Source organism: Photobacterium alginatilyticum (assembly GCF_009910675.1).
GTDB lineage: Bacteria > Pseudomonadota > Gammaproteobacteria > Enterobacterales > Vibrionaceae > Photobacterium > Photobacterium alginatilyticum.
In genome coordinates this window covers 1-18,569 of sequence record NZ_RSEJ01000050.1, presented here as the reverse complement: position 1 = coordinate 18,569, position 18,569 = coordinate 1, and the positions used below count along the sequence as shown (strand labels likewise).

Annotated in this window: 16 protein-coding genes; 9 read left to right on the top strand and 7 right to left on the bottom strand. The window is 47.7% G+C overall.

What is annotated here, in order from left to right:
* Positions 1 to 195: 195 nt before the first annotated feature.
* Positions 196 to 624, bottom strand: a complete 429-nt coding sequence (locus EIZ48_RS27170; protein ID WP_160658386.1) for a MarR family winged helix-turn-helix transcriptional regulator — start codon at positions 622 to 624, stop codon at positions 196 to 198.
* Positions 625 to 634: 10 nt separating this feature from the next.
* Positions 635 to 1,258, bottom strand: coding sequence for a cytochrome b/b6 domain-containing protein (locus tag EIZ48_RS27165; RefSeq protein ID WP_160658384.1), 624 nt, complete (start codon positions 1,256 to 1,258; stop codon positions 635 to 637).
* A gap of 136 nt (positions 1,259 to 1,394) precedes the next feature.
* Between EIZ48_RS27165 and EIZ48_RS27160 the strand changes: the two genes are divergently transcribed.
* Together EIZ48_RS27160 and EIZ48_RS27155 are read left to right on the top strand one after the other, a co-directional pair.
* Positions 1,395 to 1,826: a c-type cytochrome gene (locus EIZ48_RS27160; protein WP_160658382.1), complete on the top strand. Its 432-nt coding sequence runs from the start codon at positions 1,395 to 1,397 to the stop codon at positions 1,824 to 1,826.
* A gap of 68 nt (positions 1,827 to 1,894) precedes the next feature.
* Positions 1,895 to 2,563, top strand: a complete 669-nt coding sequence (locus EIZ48_RS27155) for a hypothetical protein (RefSeq protein ID WP_160658381.1) — start codon at positions 1,895 to 1,897, stop codon at positions 2,561 to 2,563.
* Between the two features lie 95 nt (positions 2,564 to 2,658).
* Here EIZ48_RS27155 and EIZ48_RS27150 read toward each other — a convergent pair whose 3' ends face one another.
* Both EIZ48_RS27150 and EIZ48_RS27145 read right to left on the bottom strand, forming a co-directional pair.
* Positions 2,659 to 4,296: a tetratricopeptide repeat protein gene (locus EIZ48_RS27150; protein ID WP_205298622.1), complete on the bottom strand. Its 1,638-nt coding sequence runs from the start codon at positions 4,294 to 4,296 to the stop codon at positions 2,659 to 2,661.
* Positions 4,297 to 4,468: 172 nt separating this feature from the next.
* Complete coding sequence (locus EIZ48_RS27145) at positions 4,469 to 5,794, bottom strand: FAD-dependent oxidoreductase (RefSeq protein ID WP_160658380.1); 1,326 nt, start codon at positions 5,792 to 5,794, stop codon at positions 4,469 to 4,471.
* 147 nt (positions 5,795 to 5,941) lie between these two features.
* On the opposite strand from EIZ48_RS27145, the gene EIZ48_RS27140 reads away from it, so the two are divergent.
* Positions 5,942 to 6,889 carry a LysR substrate-binding domain-containing protein gene (locus tag EIZ48_RS27140; protein WP_160658378.1) on the top strand — a complete coding sequence of 316 codons (948 nt, stop codon included), beginning with the start codon at positions 5,942 to 5,944 and terminating at the stop codon, positions 6,887 to 6,889.
* A gap of 239 nt (positions 6,890 to 7,128) precedes the next feature.
* Positions 7,129 to 8,334, top strand: coding sequence for a NupC/NupG family nucleoside CNT transporter (locus EIZ48_RS27135; RefSeq protein WP_075762880.1), 1,206 nt, complete (start codon positions 7,129 to 7,131; stop codon positions 8,332 to 8,334).
* Between the two features lie 88 nt (positions 8,335 to 8,422).
* On the opposite strand, the gene EIZ48_RS27130 is transcribed toward EIZ48_RS27135, so the two are convergent.
* Positions 8,423 to 9,787 (bottom strand): MATE family efflux transporter, encoded by a 1,365-nt coding sequence (locus tag EIZ48_RS27130; RefSeq protein WP_160658376.1) that lies wholly within the window; start codon positions 9,785 to 9,787, stop codon positions 8,423 to 8,425.
* A 116-nt stretch (positions 9,788 to 9,903) separates the two neighbouring features.
* Here EIZ48_RS27130 and EIZ48_RS27125 point away from each other — a divergent pair, with 116 nt between their 5' ends.
* Positions 9,904 to 10,788 (top strand): LysR family transcriptional regulator, encoded by an 885-nt coding sequence (locus EIZ48_RS27125; RefSeq protein ID WP_160658375.1) that lies wholly within the window; start codon positions 9,904 to 9,906, stop codon positions 10,786 to 10,788.
* Positions 10,789 to 10,896: 108 nt separating this feature from the next.
* A complete protein-coding gene (locus EIZ48_RS27120; RefSeq protein ID WP_160658373.1) occupies positions 10,897 to 12,861 on the top strand; it encodes an alkaline phosphatase D family protein in 1,965 nt (654 codons plus the stop codon).
* Between the two features lie 17 nt (positions 12,862 to 12,878).
* Here the strand turns inward: EIZ48_RS27120 and EIZ48_RS27115 are convergent, their stop codons facing one another.
* Together EIZ48_RS27115 and EIZ48_RS27110 are read right to left on the bottom strand one after the other, a co-directional pair.
* A complete protein-coding gene (locus EIZ48_RS27115) occupies positions 12,879 to 13,559 on the bottom strand; it encodes a response regulator (protein ID WP_192928747.1) in 681 nt (226 codons plus the stop codon).
* Complete coding sequence (locus EIZ48_RS27110) at positions 13,552 to 15,156, bottom strand: ATP-binding protein (RefSeq protein ID WP_160658371.1); 1,605 nt, start codon at positions 15,154 to 15,156, stop codon at positions 13,552 to 13,554. Before EIZ48_RS27110 ends, EIZ48_RS27115 begins: the two co-directional genes overlap by 8 nt.
* Before the next feature lie 289 nt (positions 15,157 to 15,445).
* Here EIZ48_RS27110 and EIZ48_RS27105 point away from each other — a divergent pair, with 289 nt between their 5' ends.
* The 3 genes from EIZ48_RS27105 to EIZ48_RS27095 form a co-directional block, all read left to right on the top strand.
* Complete coding sequence (locus tag EIZ48_RS27105; RefSeq protein ID WP_233353297.1) at positions 15,446 to 16,690, top strand: 2-hydroxycarboxylate transporter family protein; 1,245 nt, start codon at positions 15,446 to 15,448, stop codon at positions 16,688 to 16,690.
* A gap of 9 nt (positions 16,691 to 16,699) precedes the next feature.
* A complete protein-coding gene (gene maeA, locus EIZ48_RS27100; RefSeq protein WP_160658370.1) occupies positions 16,700 to 18,289 on the top strand; it encodes an oxaloacetate-decarboxylating malate dehydrogenase in 1,590 nt (529 codons plus the stop codon).
* 133 nt (positions 18,290 to 18,422) lie between these two features.
* Positions 18,423 to 18,569: FAD-binding protein (locus EIZ48_RS27095; RefSeq protein WP_160658369.1), on the top strand; the 147-nt coding region annotated here is incomplete at its 3' end.

The window sequence follows — 18,569 nt, the reverse complement described above, 5'->3', positions numbered from 1 at the left end:
TTTGACACAGAAATGAGTTCGCTGGCTCACTCCCAAAGGGCGAGTTTACTTGGCTTCTATGCGTTGTTACCGATTATTGATTTAGAGCCACTAGATCTTCAAATCGGCGCCTAGCCTAGTAGCCAAGTAATTCTCGCTGAAACGAGCATCTTGAGGTAGCTTGGGTATAAATTAACTCGAACACTCGTTAGCTTATTAGATTTTGGCGACCATTTTGCGTAGTAGTTCAATCATCAGCTCCTGTTCTTCTGGCTTCAGGGAGCAGAGTAACTCTTGAGTGACTGCCACAGGGATAGGAAGCAGGGTTTTCCTTAGGTTGTGCCCTTCTTCTGTCAGGAAGATGCGAAATGAACGGCGGCTATTAGGATCGGCTCGTCTTTCTACTAGTCCCAATTTTACAAGCTTGTCGAGTGTTCGGGTTGTTGTGGAATTCTCAACCTTAGATTTAGCCGCAATATCTCGCTGTGTGACACCTTCCTCTTCCCATAAGCACATCATAGTCGGCCATAGCGCGATGGTAAGACCATGCTTTTTCAATTCGATATCGAATTTTTTTGCCGTACGATGTGCAACTACATTTATCATCCAGCCAAAACTTCTTTGCCTGTCAAACTTAACGGCCATGGTGCTTCTCTTAAGCTATTACAACGATTGCCGCCGTCACTAATATGGCGGTAGCAAAGACGGTGATGGCTCGACGTTGAGAGACAAAATACAGTTCACCAGTTTCAGTCATCTTGTTCTGAACACCTGTTAGCATCGCCATTACCAGTGGCTTAGAGCGTAGCTTGTACACAACAATCGCGCCTACGTGGGTCAAAATCAGCATCGGCAGAACTCGTGCCAGGATATAGTGCATACTTTCAAGTGCAGAGAAGACCGTATCGGTCAGCCAATACACCATGTATGGCATATTGTCGAGCAGCCCTGCCAGCGCGAGACCTGAAAAACATTGTAGAAACAGCGCAAATATCATTGTTACTACCATCCAGCCACCAGCTGGATTATGACCCGGCTGTGTCGGCTCTTTTCCTGTCAGGTATCGAAGTACTGTAATCGGGCTGCGTATAAACTGGCTAAAACGACTGGTCTGGCTGCCAACTAATCCCCATAGAATCCGCCAGAAAACGAGTGTAAACAGCGCTAGACCTAGCTGAACATGAGGCCCGTTTCCTGAGAAACCTGAGGCAATAAGAGCAATAAAGAGTACTGCCTGAAACCAGTGATATAACCGTGTTGCCAGATCCCAAACTTTCATAACTATCTCCCAAATGATGTTCCTTACATAAGATGGAAGATAATTTACACAACAACTGTTGCGCACACAACAGTTGTTGTGTAAATTGTCGGCAAGAAAAGTAAGTAGTCAGAACTCAACGTTAGGAGATCAGGTAATGAAAAAGACAATACTGGGCTGTCTTGTGCTTGTGCCACTGGTAGTGAAAGCCCATGACTTTAATGCTGAGATTCAGCAACGTCAGGAAGCATTTTCGACAATCGAAACCATATCGGAACAAGCTGAAAGCACGATTGATGGAGCAGACACCGATTGGAAAGAGCTGTCTGAGCTAAGCAACAAGCTTTCGCAACACAGTTCGGCTTTGTTCACTCTGTTTCCTGAAGGAAGCCAGAAAGACAGCAAAGCAAAAGAAAGTGTGTGGAAAAAGTCTGAGAAATTTAACGCTTTATTAAGTCAGATGGATTCAGGTTTCGAACAGTTGAACAGAGCCAGTCGCGAACAGAATGTTGATTTGGCTGAAGCTGGCTTGGAGTCTGCTCAGGACACATGCCGTAGCTGCCATCGTTCTTATCGTTCACGGTGGTAGGCCGGGGTTCTAAGCACTATTGGTCCGAAATTTAATAAGTAATATAACGAACTTCAAAAGGTAATATAATGAAAAATAAATATAATGTGCTTCTTTCAGGTATCGCTTTTCTTTCTTCAGGTACTCTGTTTGCTGCTGATTTCGGTGTTGAACTGGCATGGAATACCGACAATGTGCAAGAAGTGATGGACACTATGTCGGAGCAAAGAACCGCTTTTGGCAAACTTGTTGAAAATGGCGAGATCAAAGACATGTTTGTTGCCGACAGTAATATTGATGGCAAACCGATTAAGTTACTTCGATTTGTTATTGAAGCAGACAGTAAGCAAGAAGTGACCGATAAGTTAGCCAATTTGCCGCTATATCAAAAAGAGCTAATTAAAATCGAAAATGTGCGTCCATTAGGCTCAAAATGGTTGGATAATACCCCGGTATATAATAATTACGGTGTTATCTTTACTTGGAAAGATCAGATTGAACCGCTTGAAATTGACCGGGTGCTGGGCATTGATCTGCAGCGTGTTATCAGTCTCAACCAGGCTGGGCTAGTGACATCTTCTTATATTGATACTCAGACATTGGATAATGGCACAGTGAGGCCGGTATATTCAGTTTCATTCCTGGCAAACAACGCTCAGCATGCACGTGAGTTAAGTAAGCAATTTGAGGCGGTAAATCTTGGCTATGCAACGGTTGAAGTTCAATACCTTGGCCATAAGCTGGAGCTCGCCAGATAAACAGTATTAGCAGGGCAACTCGTTATACGAGGAGTTAGCCATTACTGGCTAACTCCTGTCGCTGAGGGAGGAACACGTTAGTACTGCGTGCGAGGCTACTTGCTTGCCAGGAAGGTGGTCGCCTGCTGGAGTTGTGGCCGGTCGGCCTCTTCGACTTCCGCAATATCAACTAGCATCTGGTAATACTGCTTAGCCTTGTCTTTGTCCCCGGCGAGCTCTGCTGATTTCGCGGCGCCATACAGGCTGTTAAAACGGTTCTTGCTGCGGTTCAGGGCCGCTTCATATTGAACTGTTGCCTGCTGGTATTTTTCCATTTCCAGTAGCATGTCGCCCAGTAATTCTCTTGCCGGTAAGACTTCTCCCGGCGTCACTGGGTGTTTTTCCGTGGTTGCCTCCAAGTCGGCGGCACTCTGCATTGTCAGTAATGCCTGATTATGTTCGCCCTGGTTGAACTGCAGCCATGCCAAAGCAGACAAGCGTTGGATCTCGACTTGCTTAGCCCAGTAAGCCGAACTCTTTTCTGTCTGTGCTTTTAACTCACCTAGTTTTGCGATGGCTTTTTCTGCCTTTTGCTCATCGCCGGTTTGAGCAGCGCCAAGGGCTATCGCGAAATGGGTAACCGCTTCCATGGCCGGGAATTTATCCCATGGATAACTGGCTGGTTGTCTCGGCTCAAGCTTGGCCGCTTCTTCCCATTGCTGCCGCTCTAATACATAGCGGGCTGGAACGGCTGCCAATGTATAGGCCGAGGCTGCATGCGGCTGAAGCGGATCACTGAGTGCAAGTGTCTCTTCGACCACAGCCAGTGCTTTTTTGTCCTGGGCTTTTTGAAGATAGGAATAGGCCATGTAGTCCAGTGCATGAAGGTAGTGCAGTGAGATTTTGTCTCCAGCCGGATTCAGCTTGGCCGCTGCTGCAGAGCGGATGTTCATGGCTATAGACTCATCCCACAGACCTAGCCGGGTAAAAATATGGGTAGGCATATGGAGCGCGTGGGGAATTGATGGTGCTATTTCGCCGTAGCTGCGTGCGACATCAAGTGCTTTCTCAGCCAGTTCTGGGTAGTCATAAGCATGGATAATATAGTGGTGAGCCCCGGGGTGCATCGGATTCTTGGCCAATATAGTCGCTGCGGTTTCTCCTGCTTTTTTCTGTTTTACATAGTTCTTATCGGCTGGTGATGCGGTACCCAGTAGTGACAACGCATAGAAGGCCGTTGCTTCAGGATCAGAGGGAAACGCGTCATGCACTTTAGCCCAGCCTTGTTCGAAAGCTATCAGGTTGTCGGTTTCCTTTTCTTTGCGCCCTTGGGCGTAGTAGCTATTTATTGCTTGAATATAGGCAACCTCTCGCTGGGTTTTAGTTCCTTTGACTTTGGCTTTTTCCACCATGGCCTGGCCTTTGGCGAAGTTTTCTTCGTTAGGTGGATCTGACCACAGAGGGTGGACGATGGACATCGCGACTCCCCAGTAGGCCATCGCACAGTCAGGATCTTTTTCGATGACAGCTTCAAAGGTTGATCGGGCCTTGACGTAAGTCATGTGGTGGAGCAAGGCCAAGCCCTGATCCAGCATCGGTTGGTTTTCATTATTACAAGAGGTCGGGAATTCTACTTTGCCTAGTCTGCCCGGGTCGGTTTCTTGGGTTGCAGCATGAACGCTCTGGCTAAGTAAAGTCGGATAGGAAAAGATGGCCGCCACTAATAGCCAGCCATGCCTACTATTCGTTTTCATATTCTTTCTCCAAAAATATGGTCTAGCGATAGGCTTTATTGCTTAATATGTGGCTCACAGTTGACCTCGTCTATTCAAAGTGAACAGGCGTGGTCGAGTTATTGAGGAAAGTATAGGTAAGAATCTCGGATGGCGGTCTACCAACGTGACTTTGGTGATAGAGCTGAGACGACTAAGCCTTATTGATATGTTTGGCTAGCCTTTTCGCCAGGCAAATTAAGGTATAGGTTGGTGGGAGCCCCCATGATTCGGGGATCACTGAGGTATCACAGACATACAGACCCTGGATATCTGTTTGCAGGTTGCTATCGACGATGTCACCGATTCTTGCGCTACCACCCTGGTGGGCTGCAAAATGATGAGTGCGATAAGTCTGGTCGGCACCAGCCTCGCGCAATATGCCTTCAGCAATGATGGCACCAGATTCCAATCGTTCCTTGTCACTTGATTGAAGGCGCTTGTTCACCCAGCCTGAACCTATATTTCCACTTAGTTCATCTTTTACTTTTACCATGAGCGATAAAGTGTTGTTGGCAGACAGCATATGGTTGAACTTACCTACCTGCGCGGTAAACAAATGGAAAAAAGGCTTGGGAAGGCTGAGATCGGACAGCATTATGCCGTCATCGGACAAGTGCAGCCCGGCTGCCATTGGGATTTCGCCATCGGGATAGCTATCCGGAACTCTTCCCATTACAGCGATAACCGGGTCGATAAAGAAGGCTTGTCCGGCATTTGTAATACCTGTTGACTGTAAAATTTGCGCCGAGCCGATGCCGCCTGCGGCCAGAATAATGTTGTCGCCCCGTACCGAGCGAAGTTGGCCTTTATGTTTGAACTGGACGCCGACAGCACGGTTGTTTTCAGTGAGCACTCGGGTAACTTTGGCACCGGTGAGCAACTGGGCACCTTGCTCGGTGGCATCGTCCAAAAACAGGCGGGCATTCCACTTGGCATCATGCGGGCAGCCGTACGAACATAGGTGACAGGCGGAGCGGCATTTATCAATATCAATGAACTTATCTAGTTTCTGCCAGTTGAGTCCGAGCTGTTGTGCCCCTTGTTTGATTCGATGAGCCTTGGGGCCGATAAGATCGTCGGGGAGGGTTGAGATTGGCAGTGTACGCTCCACCTCTGCGATCTCGGCAGTCAAATCGATACCGTAACGCAGGAACATTTCGGTTGGCGGTGCCATGGCGGTCGCGTAGTTAATCGCCGAGCTGCCACCCGCAGTGATCCCGCGAATGAGTAATGATAAATCTGGAGTGATGTAGGCACTTTTGCCTGGGATCGCTGCTATTCCTGCCATTTGGATGAATGAGCCGGTTAATGGCGCGTTGTTGCCCCATTCGAGAACCAATACCCGTTGACCTTGATTTGCCAGTTCACTGGCAATGGTTGCACCGCCGGGGCCACTGCCGACAACTATGGCGTCAAATACAGTGTCATAAATAGTATCAGGCGAGGCATTACACAGGTCTATTGGTTTCGCGGGCATGGTTTGACAACCTTACTAGTCGATATCGAAATGCTAGTGACACTATACGTGACATTCCGTTCGGATCCATTACACTTAGCGCCCTTTTTCTGGCATAGCGGCCAACAAACAGAGTAATCGTTCATAGTTCAAGCGAGGATCGGTAACGTGATTCAGGATCGTGCTGGCCAGATGGTCATCTTTCATACCTTGGTAAAAGCTGGCAGTTTTACGATGGCAGCCAGGCAACTCTGTGTATCGACGTCTCATGTCAGCAAGCAGCTAGGTGCTCTTGAGGGCGAACTTAACGTGAAGCTTGTACAGCGGACCACACGAAGTTTTACCCTGACCGAAGCAGGGCAGCGTTTTGCAAGCTACTGCGAGCAGGTTGTCCATGCTGTTCAGGATGCCGATGCCATTATGGATGACGTCCGTGATGAAGTGGCTGGCGTGTTGCGCCTCGGTTTGTCACAGTCTTTTGGGACCATGCATATAATTCCGGCGATCGAACAGCTACGCAGGCAGTATCCCGAGTTACAAGTTGAAGTGAGCCTGTTTGATCACAAGGCCAATATGCTCGAAGACGGTATTGACCTCTGGATCACCAATTATGAGCATATCCCCGAGGGATACGTGGCCCAGAGACTGGCCGACACCCGCTTTGTGGTGGTGGCTTCGCCTGACTACCTGGTTCATCATCCCGTGCCGCATCATCCTAATGATCTGGTCAATCACAACTGTCTGACCTATCAGAGTCGTCAACGTAACTACAGCACCTGGTCGTTCACCAACCAGCAGGAAGCACTTTGTGTAACGGTGTCGGGTAACTATCGGGTGGATCTGGCGGAAGCGGTACGTGATGCGGCGATCTCAGGGTGGGGCATTGCCTACTTGGCGAGCTACCTGCTCACTGGCGAGTTTCGCGACGGTAAATTAATCCAGTTGATGCCGGACTGGCAAGCCAACCAGAGCATGCCGTTTTATGCGGTGTATCCGAGCCGTAAACACCTGCCGCGTAAAATATCGGCGGTGATTGCGTTTTTTAAAGAGTATATCGGTGAAACGCCTTATTGGGACAAGGCCCTAGCACCGTTGGTCAAACTGTCGGGTAAGTAAAACTGCCCAAAAATTATCCAGAGTTGCCACTGTTGGCTTTTGTGATAGCTAAAATATCTTTTCCATATGGCAATAATAGCGATTGGCTGAAATCTAACGTTAACGAAAACAATAAGATATATTAATTGGTAATGTTGGGTGTAATGTGTGCTACAGGCTGTTAACAAGCAGATGTTGCATCAAAAACCCCGTTGCCTAGAATGCGCGCCTCAACTTAATTTGGTTACAAAGGTTCACGCATGACGTCGTTGTTAGGTATTGTCACGATATTGCTTTTTGCATGGCTATTGTCAAAAGATCGACGCAATATTCCCCTAAAAACTGTTTCACTGGCATTGGGGCTACAGGTGGCGTTTGCACTGTTGGTGCTCTATGTGCCGGCAGGCAAAGAGGCATTGAATACAGTTACTGGTACTGTTTCCAGTGTGATTAATTATGGTCAGGAAGGGATCAGCTTTCTGTTTGGCGGCCTGGCCACGGGTAGCGTCGGTTTTGTCTTTGCTATCAACGTACTGGGCATTATTATTTTCTTCTCTGCACTTATTTCAGCTCTTTATCATATCGGGCTGATGCCAAAGGTGATCAACCTGATTGGTGGTTCTTTGCAAAAGCTGCTGGGTACTGGTCGCGCAGAGTCGCTATCGGCCACAGCTAATATTTTTGTTGGCATGATTGAAGCGCCGCTGGTGGTCAAGCCGTATTTGAAGAATATGAGCGACTCGCAGTTCTTTGCTGTAATGACCTGCGGACTGGCCTCGGTTGCCGGCGGTACGCTGGTGGGATACGCCTCTTTGGGTGTGGAGCTGCACTTTCTGATTGCTGCCGCCTTTATGTCAGCGCCAGCGGGTTTGCTGATGGCAAAGATACTCTACCCGCCTAGTAATACCACGCTAGATCAGGATGAGATCACCTCGGTTGAGCTCCCTCGTGCGACAAATGTAGTGGAAGCCCTTGCGGACGGAGCGATGTCCGGCCTGCGTATAGCGGTTGCTATAGGGGCGACTCTGCTGGCATTTGTCAGCGTAATTGCACTGTTGAACGGTATGCTGGGTTATATCGGCGAACTTGTGGGTATTGCGCTCAGTTTTGAATTGATCCTCGGCTATGTGTTCGCGCCTGTTGCCTGGCTGATAGGAGTGCCCTGGTATGAGGCAGTTACTGCCGGTTCGTTGATAGGCAACAAGATTGTAGTGAATGAATTTGTCGCCTTTATCGAGCTGATTAAGGTACAAGACCAGCTTAGTGCGCATTCTATGGCAATTGTGACCTTTGCCCTGTGCGGCTTTGCCAATATTTCGACCATGGCGATTCTCATTGGTGGGTTGGGCAGCTTAGTACCGGAGCGCCGTACTTTTATTTCCCAGAATGGGTTTCGAGCCATTGCTGCCGGTGTGCTGGCTAACCTAATGAGCGCGGCTATTGCAGGCGTGATCCTGTCACTTTAAGTGACTTGTCGCTGATTCGGGGTGAAACAGAAAGGGAGCCCTTATTTGGGGCTCCCTTTGTTGTGTTACTGATATAGAGATATTGACGCTAGTTACATTTGGCAAGTGCCAGGTTTGATGACACCTTGTCCTTTCCCCGAATATCCTGCCAAACCATAGGTGCAACTATCGTAAACAGGAAGACATTCGATACTGGAACAGAAAGCCATACCCCGTCAACACCCAGCCACTGTGGTAACAGATACAGGAATGGTAGTTGAATGAGCATGTTGCCAGCTGAAATCGCCAGTGCCTTTCCGCCTTGATTGACCGCCATGAAATACACAGAAGCCAGGGCAATAAAACCATCCAGAAACATTGAGAACAGGTGTAGCCGCAGGCCATTTGTCGTTTCACTGACCAGTACCGGATCGTTACTGGTAAACAGGCCGATCATGGCCTCGGGAAACAGGTTCAGCAGTATCACGGCGCTAATACCGGTGAGCAATACCACCTTGATGGCCAGGGTAAGTGTTGCCTTTATCTTATTCATTTGCTCTGAGCCAAAGTAATAGCTCACCGGAGGCTGCATCCCTCCCGCGACACCTTCGGCTAACAGGTAGTACATGGTCATCAGGTAACCGACAATAGCAAACGCACCAACGTGCACCGAGCTGCCATATTCCATGAACAGCCGATTATGCAGAGCAATAACGAAGCTGAAATAGGCATACATGAACAGGCTTGAGGTGCCTAATCCGATGGACTTAGCAGCCAGCCTCGGGCTGAATCGTAGTTTTCCCAAGCTTAGCCTTAGCTGGGAAAATGGCGAAAAATAGTAGCCGATAGCGACAACAAATACGGTAACTTGCGAGAAAACGGTAGCGATGGCTGCGCCTTCCAGCCCCCAGCCAAATTGGCCAATGAAAAGGTAATCGAGCGCAATATTAATCAGGGCTCCGATAACCATCAAAATGGTTGAAAAGTTTGGGCTGTCATCATTGCGGATCAGCATTGGCATTGCGCCTGCCGCAATTGTAAAGATCGCCCCCCACGAGAAGATATCGATATATTCAATGCCAAGTTTCAGGGTTGCTCCGACGGCTCCCTGGGCGATTAGCATCGCTGGCCCGAATGCCGAGATCAGCGCCATCATGAGCACACCGGCAATGAGAATGAGGCCAAGGCCAGTTGTCAATGTGCTGCGCGCTTTGTCTGTTGCTCCTTCACCGCGGTAGATAGAGATCAGGCTGCCCGAGCCCATACCGACCAACAGGCCAAGACCGACAATCACACCAATAATAGGCCATGCCATATTGATCCCGGCCAGGCCCTCAAAGCCAATATAGTGACCCACAAAAATGCCGTCGATGACCTGATAGAGCCCGTTGACCAACATGGCAACGACTGACGGGATCGCGTAGCGCCAAAACGTGCGATTTACTGAATTATCGGTGGTTACTTTCTCTTGCATAGTCATTATTCATTATTTGATGTCAAGGGAGAATTATGCGTGGAATACAGATTGATGGAAGTTGGTATCCATCCGCTTTTCGGATACATTGGGGAAGGCAAAGATAAGGAAATGAAATGAATTGGACACTCGATCAGTTAGAAGCCTTTGTCACGGCTGTCAATCATGGGTCGTTCTCAGCGGCGGCAAGAAAAATCGGCAAGGCCCAGTCTCGGGTGAGTACGGCGATCACCAATTTGGAAGCCGACCTTGGATTCGAACTGTTCGATCGCAGTGCTCGCCTGCCGGTGCTAACGCCTGAAGGCAAAGAGATGTATACCGAGGCACAGGCCGTACTGGCGCAGTGTCAGCGGATGCAATCGCGGGCGATGACAGTCTCGACTGGTGAGGAAATTTCGCTTACCGTCGCCATGGATGAAGCCGTGCCTATTTTGTCTTTTGAGAATTTTTTCCTACAAATTGCTGCGAAGTATCCGCTCTTGAAGCTCACTATCATCAATGGCTCGCAGGACGATATTGCACGCTGGGTAAGTGAGAAAAGAGCCGATATTGGTATTTTGTTTCACATTAAAAGCTTGCCTGAGAATCTGGAATTTATGCCTATCAGCCAGTTCTACCAGTCCCTGATTGTTTCCTCCGAGCATCCGTTAGCCACGGTTTCGGCGCCACGTGTGAGTGAGCTTAACCGTTATCGCCAACTGGTGATCCGCGAGCGGATGGGGGAGGCCTCGGCCAAGCCGATTTCATCCAATCATTGGTACGTTGATAGCTATTACTATATTACGGCTCTGGTCACTCGGGGAGTTGGCTGGGCTTTGGTTCCGGAGCATCTGGCGAAAGAAGAGTGGTATGTCGACGAGCTGGTTGAGTTATCTACCGAGCATATCGCTGATTCGCTGCTGGTTGAGATGGGGGTCGTCAAGCGGCGTGATAAAGGAAGTGGCAGAATCATGGCCTGGATGTATGACGAGCTGAGCTCCATGTTCAAGGAAAACACTTAGTGCTAGCAAGAATCTATGCATAACTTTACGTTTTGCTAGCAATTTTTGATGCAAAATCGGGGTATGATTAGGGCATCAAAGCCATCAATAGGGTATTTAGTGCAAACCATGTGTTCCCGAACTGCATCTTCCTCCGAAAACCTGCCCTTGTTGCTGGCAGGTCCTATCTTGCGTAAATGTACGGCGAGAGAGCTCACGTTGTGGCTTGTCACATCAGAGCCCTTGGCTGCGACTTTTTCCCTCTACTATCCCGAGGATGATGAACCTTTCTTTTCTGAGCAGATAACAACAGCGGAGCAGATCCAGGTGGGCCAGGCTGCCTGGGTGACAATGGCCAGCATCAAAGGCCACTTTCCTGTCGCTACCGTGCTGGAATATCAGCTGGTTACTCAGCGGGGAGACATTACCGAGCTGGTCCCTTCTTTGCTGTACCCCGGTGAAAAGCGATTGTCGTTCACTATTAAGCAGCAGGCTGATTATATACTGCACGGCTCGTGCCGAAATCCGCACTATCCGAGTAAGGACAGTCTGGTTGCGGCGGATGATAAACTGGCCTTGCAGCAGGTTCAGGAGCGTCCGGCGCTGCTGATGATGAGTGGCGATCAGATCTATGCTGATCATGTTGCCGGACCAACACTGGATGCTATTCAGCAGGTTATCGGATTACTGGGGCTGCCGGATGAAACCTTCGCTCAGGGGCCTGTTGCCAATACCCAATCCCTTTATCAGCATGGTTATAACTTCTATGGCCGTGACAAGATCCTGCCGCACTATGTGGAAAGCGGCAATTGGCTGTCGGACAACGGATTGCGAAAGTGGCTGCCAAAACGGGGAAGGCCGGTATTTAGCTCCCGGGAATGTGAAAATCACCTGATGAGCTTCAGTGAGTTCTTTGCCATGTATCTGTTGGTGTGGTCGCCGCAGTTGTGGCAGCTTGTCGACGGTGAGCGGCTGGAAAAGTGCGGCTTCATGTCTGGTCAGCGTACGCTTGAGTCTAAATGGCAGCAGCTATGGCATCAAGAAAAGCGGAACATCGATGAATTTGTTGCAGGTTTGCCGCAGGTTCAGCGCTTAATGGCGCATATACCGACTTATATGATTTTTGATGATCACGATATTACTGACGACTGGAACCTGACAGTTGGCTGGGAAAAAGCGGCATACGGTAACTTATTGTCCCGCCGCATCATTGGCAATGGCCTGATCAGCTATTGGCTGTGCCAGGGATGGGGCAATGCGCCTGAGCATTTTGATCAGGAGTTTCTCAATCTGACCAAGAGTTATTTCTCTGAGCCAGTTTGTGAACGTCAGGATAAGCTGATAAACCACCTGTATCGGTTTGAGCAATGGCATTACACCATTGAAACAACACCAAAAATGCTGGTGCTGGATACCCGCACCCGACGCTGGCGCTCAGAGTCGAAAATGAACAAACCGTCGGGGCTGATGGACTGGGAAGCACTGACCGAGCTGCAGCAGTCGCTGCTGAATGAGCCAGCGGTGATCATCGTCTCTGCGGCACCTATGTTCGGGGTGAAGTTTATCGAAATGCTCCAGCGCGGCATGACCTGGCTCGGTCAGCCATTGCTGATTGATGCTGAAAACTGGATGGCGCATCCGGGGTCCGCCAACACCTTGCTCAGTATCTTTACTCATACCAAGACACCGACAAACTTCGTGATCCTCTCTGGCGACGTCCATTATTCGTTTGCCTACGATGTGAAGCTGCGTTTTCGCCGCAGCAGCCCGAATATCTACCAAATCACATCAAGCGGGATCAAGAATGAATTCCCCAACGCCTTGCTGCGGTTTTGTGATGTGATGGACAGGGCGCTGTATAGCCCGCACTCTCCCCTGAACTGGCTGACCAAGCGAAAGCGGCTTAAGATCAAAAAACGCGATCCTGATACAACCGGGAACCACCGTTTGATAAATCGCAGTGCAATTGGTGAGTTATACCTCGATAGCAACGGCAAGCCGAGCCGGGTTGAGATCCTGACCGCAGAGGGTGATACGGTCTCTTTCCTACCGATCGAAAAGCAATCCACCGAGCATGTTCAGGAACAACTGTAAGTGACTCTAGTTCTGCGTTACTTGTTCATCTGATACAAACGGCGAGGGCGACCACCTGTTTTGTAGTTTAGAGTTAAGCGGATTACGCCTTCCGACTCTAAAAACTCCAGATAGCGCCTTGCCGTAATGCGACTGACATTCATGCGTTCGCCGATTTCCTCGGCGGAAAAGTCGTGTAGTTTTTCCTCGTCCAGAATCGTTTTCAACGAAGCTAGTGTGGTTGCATCAATCCCTTTAGGTGTCTGGCGTAATTGCTTTACAGGTGCCTTACGTAATATTTGGTCGATCTCGCCTTGATCAACGGTTTCTGTACGGGCTAGCTTTTGTTTGTATTGCTTATAGTCATCAAGGGCTTGGTGAACACGAGACATGCGAATTGGTTTGACTAAATAATCGATTACACCGAGCTGAACGGCTTTTTCGACCGTTGCTGTTTCTCGCTCTGCGGTCGTCATAATGAAATCACAATCTGCATTTTGCTTACGCAGTTGACGGATAATATCAATACCATTGCCATCGGGTAGCGTGATGTCGACAAAGATTAATGTTGGTTTGAACGCCCCGTATTGCAACAACGCATCAGAATAGCTTTCGCTGGCCGCAACCACCTTGAAATCAGGGTGTTGGTTGATGGTTGATTCGAGGGTGTAACTGGCTCGACTATCATCTTCAATGAGCATTACAGTAGTTTTAGTCATAATTAGTGATTTCATTTTTATCTAAGTAAATGCTGAATAGCGTTGTGTGTTGCTCTGTGCGTTCCCAATCAATACTTCCATGGAAGTAATCAACCAGTTGTTTAACCAGATACAGGCCAATACCACTCTGTTCATCGTCAAGTTTGGAGCTGACACCGAACTCTAAAATATGTTCGGTAATATCTTCGGGTACACCGGCACCGCTGTCTTGAACTTCTAAGATAATGTGGTTACTGCGATCACTTAAATACACATGTACTTCAGGGTCTTTATTCTCTTTATTTTGCCATGAAGCAAGTAAGGCATTATCAATTAAGTTGCCGACCATTGTGACGAGTTTTTCTGAGATGTTTTTCTCGTAGCTTGACAAATTAGTATCTATATCGATGGTGAATCTCACACCAATATCTGCTGCTTTATTGAATTTTGCGAGTAATAAACTTGCAACGGCACTATCAGAAACTGAAAGTACGATATTGCGAATAATAGATTGGTAGCGATCGGTTTCTTGTTGAATAAAATCAATAGCTTCATCATATTTCTCGATTTGTAGCATGCCTGAAAGTACGTTGAGCTTATTGGAATATTCGTGTGTTTTGCTTCGTAGTAACTCCGTGTAATTCTTCAGGTAGGTGACTTCGCCTTCAAGCTCGTTTTGGTCAAGGTTGGCGAAAAATACAATGGCATGACCGAGCAATCCTTTTGGGGTGTTAATTGGATAGACATTGGCTTTGTATTTTAACTTACCAATATTAAACTCGCCCTGATGGAATACACCTTGATTTGCGAGTACCAAATGACTTAGTGGTGTGGAATAACGTGACAGAGGGTGATTTACATAGTCATAGCGACCCAGTATACCCATGGAAAGCATTTTAATTGCGCTGTTATTGATCGTTGCTATATTCATGTTGCTATCTACCGCAATAATAGCGTCACGAATACTGTCTAGTACCATTTCATGCTCGCGAAACTTATTCACAATAAATTCGGGCTCATAGTCTAAGAAGGTACGTTTCATTTTGAATACGAACGCGACTATCGTACCTATCCCCAGCAGATAGACAATGCCGATAAGCATACCTATATGACCATATTGCTGTAACAAAATATCGGATGTTTTCTCAGATAAATATCCGATACAGATTGCACCTATGACTTTGCCATCCATAAAAATAGGTGAAAAGTTGCGGATAGCTTTGCCGAGGGAGCCAGATGCAACGCTGCTGTATTCATTCCCCCGTTCTAATGCAGGATAAATGTCATCACCGATAAAATGTTTGCCGACTTTTTGAGGCTCTGGGTGGCTTAAACGCATGGCATGTTTGTCAACGACCACGATAAAGGAAGCATCGGTACGAGTTCTGATATCTTCTATATAGTTTTGCAGATAGTAACTCTGTTGCTTATTTTTGGCGTCAACAGCTTCAATGACTACAGGGTCATGGGCGATCACACGAGCTAGTTCCAGCCCCCTCGCTTCAATGCCTTCCTGATGTGAATTTTGCAGTAAGAAAAAGATCGCAGTGGTAACGACAATAACAATAGAAGAGGTGGTCGCAACGGTAGTTAAGGCCAGATAGCTCTTAAGTTTCATAATAGGCCTTTAGAGTAGCAATGTTCATGACGGTCAGTATAACGGGCTCTCTAAGGGTATTAATGTGTGCTGAGTCAGAAATAATGACGATTAAATCGTCATATATTACTAAACATTTTCACCACACTCCCGTTTACAAAAGTTACAAAAGATAAAGATAGTTACATTAATGGGGCTCTCAATATTCCAGATCGTAAGAGTTGTTAGACTGCAGGAGAAATAATAATAACCCTACACAAAAAGGTGGAATATGTTTACCAACGACGTGATTACCATAAAAGATAAGCGCATGATTAATATAATTTTTGCGCTGTCTGCTGCTGTTATCCTTTTTGCTACCATGCAAAATAAAATGCCGACAGGGATCATTGGCGCCATCGGCGTAATGGCTGTTGTCGGTTATATATTAAATGTGGTCGGCGACAAAACTCCTATCGTTAACCAGTTCTTTGGTGGCGGTGCCATTGTCATCATTTTTGGTTCTTCATACATTTTTCATAGTGGCATCATTCCTCATGAAATCGCCGGGACGATCACTACGTTCGTAAAAGGTGGTGGTTTCTTATCTTTCTTCATCGCAAGTTTGGTAACAGGCTCGATTCTGGGCATGGATACCAATGTGCTGAAGAAGGCGGCATTGAAGTACATTCCAGTCATCTTTGGCGGTGTCGCATGTGCATTCTTGTTTGCCGGTCTTATCGGTAGCTTCCTGGGGGAAGGGTTCTTTGATTCCGTCATGCTGATTGCCTTACCTATCATGGGTGGCGGTATGGGCGCTGGCGCAGTACCTCTGGTTGAAATTATGTCGGGCAACTCCAGTATGTCAGCTGAAATGTTGATGTCGAAAATGGTACCGGCGTTGGCTATCGGTAATGCTATTGCCATCGTGATGGCTGGTCTATTAGACAAGCTGGGCAAGTTCTACCCCTCTCTGACGGGTAACGGCAAGCTGATGCGCGAGGCAGAAGAACAACAGGACGAGCAAGAGCAAGAGCAGCCAACATCAATCAACGTATTGGGTATTGGTGCATTGCTGGCGATTACTATGTACTTCGTTGGCGCAATGCTAAGCAGCGTCATTAGCATGCACACCTACGCGTTAATGATCATCTTTGTAGCCCTAGTGAAAGTCATGGGCTTTATGCCACGTGAGCTAGAAAAAGCTGCGCACGCCTGGTATCAGTTTGTTGTTGATAACCTAACACCGGCGCTGCTTGTCGGTATCGGTGTCGCCTATACCGATTTGAACCAAATCATCGCCTCTTTAAACCTTGTGTACTTTCTTATGGTATTCGCAACTGTGTTCGGTGCAATCATTGGTACTGCAATCATTGGGCGTTTGATGGGTTTCCATCCAATCGAAGCGTCGATTACTGCCGGTCTTTGCATGGCTAACATGGGTGGAACTGGTGATGTGGCAGTGCTTGCAGCAAGTAAGCGTATGGAGCTAATGCCTTTTGCTCAAATTTCATCACGAATCGGCGGTGCGTTCATGCTGATCCTCGCCACTCTTATTCTTGAAATGCTGCAGTAGGGTAAAACTATGTCATACATACAACCGTATATGTCAAGCGCAGAGACAGCACCAAGCAACCATTCGGCACTTCATGCATCATTAGGAAATATTAATAATCAGACAGCACAGATCCGTTTCTCGATTGATGTTGCCGGAAATGATTTATCTAAGTATCTGATGCTAAGGCATGTTCAGGACCAAAATGAACGTCTGTTTTACCACTATATCCGTAACAACATTAAAGACAGCCTACCGTATATCTATACGCCATCAGTGGGGGATGCATGTGAGAAATATAGCTACCTCAACTTTGCACCGCGCGGTTTATATTTTTCTTACCGTGGCGACGAGCAAGTAAAAGCTACCATTGACACTATAACAAATGATGTTGACGTGATTGTGGTAACCGATGGCTCTCGTGTGCTGGGTTTGGGTGACTTGGGTATCGGTGGCATGGGTATCTCGATTGGTAAACTTTCGCTGTACACCGCTGTAGGCGGTATTCCACCAGAGCGCACGCTACCAGTCTGTATTGATATCGGTACTAATAACCCTGCGCTAAAGCAAGATCCACAGTACCTGGGTGATAAAGGCGATCGAATCGACGACGATGCTTTCTACCATTACCTTGATGAGATCATGCAAGCTCTCGTCACTCGTTGGCCCAAGGCAATTATCCAGTTTGAAGACTTCAGCAATAATCATGCGTACCCGCTACTGGAAAAGTACCGAGATCAATACCGTTGTTTCAATGACGATATTCAAGGTACAGCAACAGTGAGTGCCGCGACAATTAAACGGGCGTTGCTGAAAGCTGGAAAAGAGCCGTCAACCTCCCGGGTATTCGTGGTTGGTGGAGGTTCTGCGGGTTGCGGTATTGCCCGGCTTATAGAAGATAGCTTTGAATTTGAAAACAGTTATGGTGTTTGCATTATCGATCGCGAAGGCCTGTTGTTTGAAGACTCCGAGGATCTATCTGCGATGCAGAAAAGCCTGGCTCGTCCTTCTGTTGAACGTCCTGCAGGGAAATCAACATTGAGCCTGATTGAAGCCATCGAGCACTACAAGCCTGATGTGCTGGTTGGCGTCACGGGTGTGGCCGGTTTGTTTACCGAAGCGACAATCAAAACCTTGGCAGCGAACACCCAAATGCCAATCATTATGCCATTGTCTAACCCTGTTAGTGCTTGCGAAGTGACTCCGCAGCAAGTGTTCGACTGGATTGGAAATGATGTCATTGTCACGACCGGCAGTCCTTTTAAACCCGTTCAGTATGGCAATCAGAGCTATACCATTTCTCAATGCAATAACGTGTACGTTTTCCCCGGTATTGGGCTTGGTGCCAAAGTGGCGAATGCGACGTCAGTCTCTAATGGCATGTTATTGAAAGCGGTCGATGTACTGGCAACGTTCAATTGTACGCGATGTTCAGATAATGAAGTGCTGCCAGCCATTGAATCCACGTTGGAAGTATCAAAAGCGATTGCGATTGCTGTTGCGAAACAAGCTATTAAAGAAGGGTTATCCGAAGTGATGACGTCACCAGAAGACGCTGATATTACCGCAATGATCGAACATGCTTTCTGGAATCCAGAGGTTGGTACAGCCGGCCTGTAATGTCGGGCGTTCACGATCCCAAAGAGTCAATAAGCAGAAATTGTGAGACCGGCAGCTCCTGTGTCGGCTCATGATTTCTGCAAGAAATCTACGCACTTTAAATTTTTATTGTATTACCTATCGGAGGGTCGATGTGAAGACTATTACCACAGATATCGCTGTAATCGGCGCAGGTGGTGCAGGCCTACGTGCTGCCATTGCTGCTGCAGAAGCAAACCCAGACTTAGAAATTGCACTAATTTCCAAAGTTTACCCAATGCGCTCTCATACCGTAGCGGCA

Excerpts from the sequence above, each read along its gene's own strand:
- EIZ48_RS27120 (WP_160658373.1), top strand. The coding sequence starts at position 10,897 with ATGTGTTCCCGAACTGCATCTTCCTCCGAAAACCTGCCCTTGTTGCTG.
- EIZ48_RS27125 (WP_160658375.1), top strand. The coding sequence starts at position 9,904 with ATGAATTGGACACTCGATCAGTTAGAAGCCTTTGTCACGGCTGTCAAT.
- EIZ48_RS27110 (WP_160658371.1), bottom strand. The coding sequence starts at position 15,156 with ATGAAACTTAAGAGCTATCTGGCCTTAACTACCGTTGCGACCACCTCT.
- EIZ48_RS27145 (WP_160658380.1), bottom strand. The coding sequence starts at position 5,794 with ATGCCCGCGAAACCAATAGACCTGTGTAATGCCTCGCCTGATACTATT.
- EIZ48_RS27165 (WP_160658384.1), bottom strand. The coding sequence starts at position 1,258 with ATGAAAGTTTGGGATCTGGCAACACGGTTATATCACTGGTTTCAGGCA.
- EIZ48_RS27170 (WP_160658386.1), bottom strand. The coding sequence starts at position 624 with ATGGCCGTTAAGTTTGACAGGCAAAGAAGTTTTGGCTGGATGATAAAT.
- EIZ48_RS27135 (WP_075762880.1), top strand. The coding sequence starts at position 7,129 with ATGACGTCGTTGTTAGGTATTGTCACGATATTGCTTTTTGCATGGCTA.
- EIZ48_RS27150 (WP_205298622.1), bottom strand. The coding sequence starts at position 4,296 with ATGAAAACGAATAGTAGGCATGGCTGGCTATTAGTGGCGGCCATCTTT.
- EIZ48_RS27130 (WP_160658376.1), bottom strand. The coding sequence starts at position 9,787 with ATGCAAGAGAAAGTAACCACCGATAATTCAGTAAATCGCACGTTTTGG.
- EIZ48_RS27115 (WP_192928747.1), bottom strand. The coding sequence starts at position 13,559 with ATGACTAAAACTACTGTAATGCTCATTGAAGATGATAGTCGAGCCAGT.
- EIZ48_RS27155 (WP_160658381.1), top strand. The coding sequence starts at position 1,895 with ATGAAAAATAAATATAATGTGCTTCTTTCAGGTATCGCTTTTCTTTCT.
- EIZ48_RS27105 (WP_233353297.1), top strand. The coding sequence starts at position 15,446 with ATGATTAATATAATTTTTGCGCTGTCTGCTGCTGTTATCCTTTTTGCT.
- EIZ48_RS27160 (WP_160658382.1), top strand. The coding sequence starts at position 1,395 with ATGAAAAAGACAATACTGGGCTGTCTTGTGCTTGTGCCACTGGTAGTG.
- maeA (WP_160658370.1), top strand. The coding sequence starts at position 16,700 with ATGTCATACATACAACCGTATATGTCAAGCGCAGAGACAGCACCAAGC.